This is a genomic window from Parabacteroides caeci, from assembly GCF_023656795.1.
Lineage (GTDB): Bacteria > Bacteroidota > Bacteroidia > Bacteroidales > Tannerellaceae > Parabacteroides > Parabacteroides segnis.
In genome coordinates this window covers 54,125-61,058 of record NZ_JAMOKT010000047.1, presented here as the reverse complement: position 1 = coordinate 61,058, position 6,934 = coordinate 54,125, and the positions used below count along the sequence as shown (strand labels likewise).

The 6,934-nt window shown below is 44.6% G+C and carries 3 protein-coding genes; all 3 read left to right on the top strand.

The genetic code is table 11. The features are described 5' to 3' along the window. Window positions 1–118 precede the first annotated feature (118 nt). The 3 genes from NBH15_RS20560 (at window position 119) to NBH15_RS20550 (ending at window position 6,836) form a co-directional block, all read left to right on the top strand. Window positions 119–1,900, top strand: a complete 1,782-nt coding sequence (locus NBH15_RS20560) for a RagB/SusD family nutrient uptake outer membrane protein (RefSeq protein ID WP_250823427.1) — start codon at window positions 119–121, stop codon at window positions 1,898–1,900. Between the two features lie 164 nt (window positions 1,901–2,064). Beyond that, entirely contained in the window at window positions 2,065–3,321 is a 1,257-nt protein-coding gene (locus NBH15_RS20555; protein WP_010799858.1) for a Gfo/Idh/MocA family oxidoreductase, read from the top strand. 59 nt (window positions 3,322–3,380) lie between these two features. Continuing rightward, window positions 3,381–6,836, top strand: coding sequence for a DUF1080 domain-containing protein (locus tag NBH15_RS20550; RefSeq protein ID WP_186961575.1), 3,456 nt, complete (start codon window positions 3,381–3,383; stop codon window positions 6,834–6,836). Window positions 6,837–6,934: the final 98 nt, after the last annotated feature.

The following is a 6,934-nucleotide window of genomic DNA, read 5'->3' as shown; positions in this document are numbered from 1 at the left end:
AATGACCATTATCAATGCTTTACGGGCAAAACTTGTGGCGAGAATGTTCGCCGTTATCAAAAGGGATGAATTTTATTCTCCTATTTTATCGGAAAATTTTTGCTAAAAACATAAGAATATGAAACTGAATAAAATAAAACAATTATCGATTGGTTTGGTAACTATATTGCTGGTCAATGGATGCAATAGTTTGGATATCTCGAACTTGTGGAACTATGATGCAGACCTGGTTTGGAATGATGACAACTTAGCAACTGCTTATGTGACTGATCTCTATGGCGATATCTTTAGCGGTTGGTCTACAAGTGCGGATAATACAGCTGAGCAGCAAACGGGTATTCCGTTTATGTTGAGTACTATTACAACGTCGGGCAGTGGTTATAAACGATGGAATTATACCAATATCCGTAATATTAATTTAGGACTTGAGTATCTGGCAGAGGGAGGATGTACCGAATCTGTTAAGAATAGCCTGACGGGGCAAATGTTGTTTATGAGAGCTTATCAGTATGGCGAAATGGTTGTTTATCATGGAGGTATGCCGTATATTACGAAAGCCCAGGATAAGGATGAAGATGATTTGTATGTGACTCGTACTTCCACGGCGGAGTGTTTTGATTTAATAATTAAAGACCTGGATGATGCTATTACGTTGCTTCCGGCCAAAGCAACCGGTAACGATTACGGGCGTATAGACCAGTGTTTTGCTAAAGCCTATAAGGCAAAGATGCTGCTTTATAAGGCTTCTCCACAGTTTAACCCGAGTAATATGTATGATAATAAATATTGGAACGAAGCTTATACGGCGGCGAAGGAGGCATACGATTTCTGTATAGCTCAGGGGATTAAACTGACTGCGAATTATGCAGATAACTGGTTGGTGGACGGCAACTCCGAGGTCGTTTTCCCTATTATCTATAGCAATCCGGATAAAACGGCCGATTGGGAAAACACGATTCGTCCCTCTTCTTTGAGTCGTAGTAATGCCAATAATACTCCGACCTGGGATATGGTAAAAGCGTTTCCGATGTTGGATGGAAAGCGTTTCGATGATCCGGCCGGTAAATATTATGCAGGTGCTGAATCTGAGTTTTTACAGAAATTTTGGCAAAATAGGGATCCCCGATTTGAGGATTGTATCTTGTATAATGCGGATTTATATCCGGTATCGGGAACGGCTTCAGGATATCGCCAATATACTTCGGTCGGTATAGCTGTCAGAGAAGATTCATATGGAATCAATCCCAATGTGGGCAGCACTGCTACACAGAATGATGCTATTAGCGGCATGTATGTGCGTAAAGGCTCTGATTTGTCTTTGAGTCAGGACCTGGTATCTACGTATGATCATGATTATCCGTTTATGAGATTAGCTGAAGTCATGTTTATCTATGCGGAAGCGGCCAATGAAACGGATCATCAAGATGTGGCTGTAGATATGCTGAAGCAAATTCGTAAACGTGCAGGTATCGAAGCTGGCGAAAATGGGTTGTATGGATTGAAAGTTGCTAATCGTAAAGAAATCCGGCAGGCTATTCTTGATGAACGCAACGTAGAATTGTGTTTTGAAGGACATCGTTTTATGGATCTTCGTAGAACCCGTAATATGATGCAGTTAAACGGACTGCAAAAATATGGAGTCGAGGCTATTGCAATCAATGAAGACGGTTCGGAAATGGATATTGCCGAAGCTACCCGGAAAGCCAAGACGTATTCGTTGACTCCCGATAATTTTAAATATATTCTTAGAATGGTGCCGATCAGTGCCATTGCCGAGAATAAATTTTTGATTCAGGAATCGTATTATTTCTTCCCGATCCAGGAAAGTAAAATATTGGAAAATCCCAATCTTGAACAAAATAACAATTGGGGAGGAAAGTTCAATCCGACTATGGAATGAACTGTCTTGAACGATTATGTCATAAAAACTCGTAAATATTTGCGAAAATTATGGGATAAATAATATCTTTGTGAGACGTTAGGAGGTAATTATTCTTTCTAACGTCTTTTTTAAGCGGAAAAAATCAATAAAATTGCTAATCAATATTATATTTAATTTGTACTATGAGAACAAACAGAAGGGACTTCCTTAAAACCCTCGGAGGAATTGCGGCCTTTACGATTGTGCCGCGCCACGTGCTTGGGAAAGGCTTTATCGCTCCAAGCGATCAGTTGACTAAAGGTATTATCGGTACAGGCGGGATGGGACGCGGTCACGTGAACTATGCCGGAACACGTCTGGTAGCCGTTTGTGATGTTGACAAGAAACATCTTGAATTAGGAAAACAATTGGTAAAGGAAAAAATTGCCGCTTATCATGACTTTCGCGATTTGATTCTGGACCCGAACGTAGATATCGTACATATCGCTACACCTCCTCATTGGCATGGAATCATGTCGGTAGAGGCTGCCAAGGCGGGAAAAGATATCTGGTGTGAAAAGCCTATGACACGTACGATCGGTGAAGGTAAACGGGTGATGGAAGCTGTAAAGCAGAACGGACGTATGTTCCGTCTGAATACCTGGTTCCGTTTTGCCGATCCGTTCTATGGATTGGGTACTCCGGTGAAACCGTTGAAAAAACTGGTTCAGAGCGGTATGCTCGGCTGGCCCTTGAAGGTGACGATCAGTAAACATACCGGTTTCGACTGGAAGTTCTACTGGGTAGGCAAAGAATATCTCGAACCGCAAACAGTTCCTTCCGAACTGGATTATGACATGTGGTTAGGCCCGGCTCCTTATAAACCTTATAATGCACACCGTGTTCACGGTACTTTCCGCGGATACTGGGATTATGACGGCGGTGGATTGGGAGATATGGGACAGCATTATATCGACCCGGTACAGTATTTCCTCGGAAAAGACAACACAAGCCCTGTGAAAGTGGAAGTGGATGCTCCGCAACAGCATCCGGATGCCGTAGGAACATGGCGCTCTATTACCTATACTTATGATGACGGTTGCCAGATCGTCCTTTGGGGTGGCGACTTCGGAGATCCTAATACTCCGTATATCTCCGGTCCGAACGGTAATGTCTATAAGAATTTTGTATGTGATATCCCTGATTGGGAAAAGAAACTGGCCGATTATCCGGAACCTGAACCTCAGGTGACAGACTTTATCGAATGTGTGAAAACACGCCAGCCTTTTGCCTTGAATGAACGGAATGGTTTCCGCTCGGCTACGATCGTGAATATGGGGGCTACGGCACTTCGTCTGAATCGTACATTAGAGTTCGATCCTGTGAAACTGGAATTTATCAATGACGAGGCCGCTAACCGTCTGCTGGATCAGCCGATGCGTTCACCCTGGAACATTTGATAATTAATAATTGAAAATTGTGAATTGAAAATTAGGGGAGAATTATAAAATTATAGACAATGAGAAAAGCATATATATCGATTGCCAGCTTGCTATTATTCGGCAGCGTACTGATGGCCCAATCTCCGGCGAACCGTACAGCTAAAACAATTGCAGCTGACGTATTGGCACAGATGCCTGCTGAAAAACAGGCTGAATACAATAAAATGATCAATGACCTGAAAGGTACCGGCGAAGAAGGGGTACTGATGTTGGTCAACATGATAAATGCTCCCGGAAAGGGAAGCAATGCACAAGTGGATTACGCGTTGAGCGGCCTGACCCATTATGTGATGGCGAAAGGGGAAGAAAGCGCCCGTCTGGCTACGGCTAACGCTTATCTGAAGGCGCTTGATCTGGTGACTGAACGCGAAACGAAAGCATTTATCATCCGCCAGTTACAGATATTGGGACAGGATGAATGTATCGATGCGTTGTCGGCTTACCTGGGTGATGAAAGCCTGAGTGGCCCGGCTTCACGTGCACTGGCAGCTATCGGTTCTGAAAATGCCGGTAAAGCGTTGAAGGCTGGTCTGATGCGCCGTATGGGTACTCCGAAGACACAAAAAGATATCATCGTAGCGATCGGCGAAGCGCAGGTAGCTGATTCGGAAGAATTGCTGAAGGCGCTGCTGGGTTCGGGCGATGAAAATATGCAAAAGGCTGTCCTGCACTCATTAAGCCGTGTGGGAAGCAAGGCTTCCATCAAAGATATGGCTGAAGCTGCTGCCGCATCGGGTTACACAATGACCAAAACGAATGCGAACGAAGCCTATATCGCTTTATTGAAACGTGTTGCCGCACAGGGCGATGTGAAAGAAGTGGAAAAAGCGGCCAACGACCTGTTGAAGAAAGCTACCAAGGCTAATCAGACGCAGACCCGCGACGCTGCTTTGCAAATTCTTTTGTCACTGAAGAAAGAAAACAGTACCAAACTGCTGCTTTCCGCGTTGAAGGATGGCAATAAGGAATATCGGAATGCTGCATTGAACTTTGCTTCCGACTTTGCCAATAAGGAAGTTTATATCGAAGTCATGAAAGCGATGCAGAAGGCAAAACCGGAAGTGAAAGTGGATATTATCAACTGGATCGGCCGCGAAGCCAAATGCCCGTCAAAACATGATGTGATCAAGAGTTTGGAACTCCGTTTTGACCTGACTGCCATGCAGGTGCTGCTGGCTCAGTTGAAAGACAGCAACTTCGACGTAAAACAGGCAACCGTATGGACATTGGTGAAGATCGGTGACAAACAGGTGATACCTGTTCTTGCTGAACTGCTGACCAGCGATAATAAAGATGTAATCCTGCTGGGACAGGATGCCCTGGCTGCATTCAATGGTGATATCGACCAGGCTGTTGCCCGTGCCATTCCGTCTGCTACGGATGCCGGAAAGATTGCCGGTGCTGAGTTGCTGGCGATGCGTAAAGCGACTGCTAACCTGACTACAGTGCTCGAACTGATCAAGTCCGGTTCACCGGAAGTGAAAAAAGCTGCTTATACAGCGTTGAAAGATGTTGTGTCGGAAGGCGACCTGGTTAATCTGTGCGGTATGCTGGAAACAGCGGATGCATCGGCTGTTGCTCCAATCCAACAGGCTGTTATCTCTGCTATTTCTTCCATGTCTCCTGCGAAACAAAAAGAAACGATCACTCGCCGTATGCTTCAGGCTGGCGAGAGCAAGAAATATTTGTATTATATCGTTCTGGCAACAACCGGCGAGAAAGATGCGTTGGCTACTATCGTAGACGGTTTCCATAAGGGATCGGGCGCTGCTCGCGATGCTGCTTTCGAAGCGTTGTTGAACTGGAAAGGTATTGAGGCTGCCGACGAATTGTATGCTATCTGTAAAGATGCTTCTTCTTCCGCTTATTTGGATCGTGCTTTGAAAGCATATGTTAAGCTGGTTTCAAATCCTGCATTTACAGGTGAGAACCGTCTGCTGAGTTTGCGCAAAGCGATGGAAGTGGCAAAGACAGACGAACAGAAAAATATAATTCTGAAACAGGTTGAACGGACAGGCACCTTCCTGGGTATGCTCTATGCCGGCGAATTCCTGAATCAGAAACCTGTTCAGCAGGCTGCCGCCAATGCTGTTATGAATATAGCTTTGGGTAATAAGGAATATTATGGAGCCAATGTGCGTGAATTGCTGAATAAGGTAATGCAGGTACTCGACAATCCGGATGCCGGTTATCAGAAGGAAGCGATCAAGAAGCATCTGGCTGAAATGCCACAGGGAGAAGGTTTCATTTCTATCTTTAACGGCAAAGATTTGTCGGGCTGGAAAGGATTGGTACAGAACCCGATTGCCCGTGCGAAAATGAAACCGGCCCAGCTGGAGAAAGCTCAGGAAAAGGCTGACGAGATTATGCGCAGCGGCTGGAGTGTGAATGATGGCATGCTTGTCTTTAACGGTAAAGGTGATAACCTGTGTACGGATAAACAATATGGTGATTTTGAAATGTATGTAGACTGGATGCTTGATCCCGCAGGTCCTGAAGCCGATGCCGGTATTTATTTGCGCGGAACACCTCAGGTTCAGATCTGGGATACTTCACGTGTAAATGTGGGTGCCCAGGTAGGTTCAGGTGGTCTGTATAATAACTCGGTAAATGAAAGCAAGCCGTCTAAAGTGGCTGATAACAAGCTGGGTGAATGGAACAGTTTCTATATCAAGATGGTTGGCGACCGCGTAACAGTTATTCTGAACGGAGAGAAAGTGGTGGATGATGTGATCCTTGAAAACTATTGGGATCGCAAGCAGCCGATCTTCCCGATTGAACAGATCGAATTGCAGGCTCACGGCAGCAAGGTTTACTACCGTAATATATATGTAAAGGAACTGGAACGTAAAGAACCTTACAAATTATCTGCCGAAGAACAGAAAGAAGGTTTCAAACTATTGTTTGACGGAACAAATATGCATCAGTGGACCGGTAACACGGTAGATTATACGATGGAAGACGGTTGTATTTCCATGATACCGAGCAAGAGCTATGGTGGGAACCTGTATACAAAGGACGAATTCGGGAACTTTATTTATCGTTTCGAGTTCCAGCTTACACCGGGAGCCAATAACGGAGTCGGTATCCGCACTCCGATGGAAGGTGATGCCGCTTATGTAGGTATGGAAATCCAGATTCTGGATTGTGAACATCCGATCTATAAGAATATCACAAAATATCAGCATCATGGTTCTGTTTACGGTATCATTCCTACCAATGCCGATCATCACAAAGCGTTTAAGCCTGTCGGTGAATGGAATGAGGAAGAAATTGTTGCCAACGGCGACAATATCAAGGTAACGGTGAACGGTGTGGTGATACTGGAAGGTAACATCCGCGACGCTGTGAAGAACGGAACTCCTGATGGTAAGGAACATCCGGGCTTGTTCAATAAGAAAGGACATATCGGATTTCTGGGACATGGTTCTCCTGTGAAATTCCGTAATATCCGTATCAAAGAATTGAAATAACAGACTATATAGTCCGAAAGGAAGCGGGGATCGGTTTTTACTGGTCTCCGCTTTTTTGTGTGAATCTTTGAAAACCGTTGAATTTTAACAGTAATAAA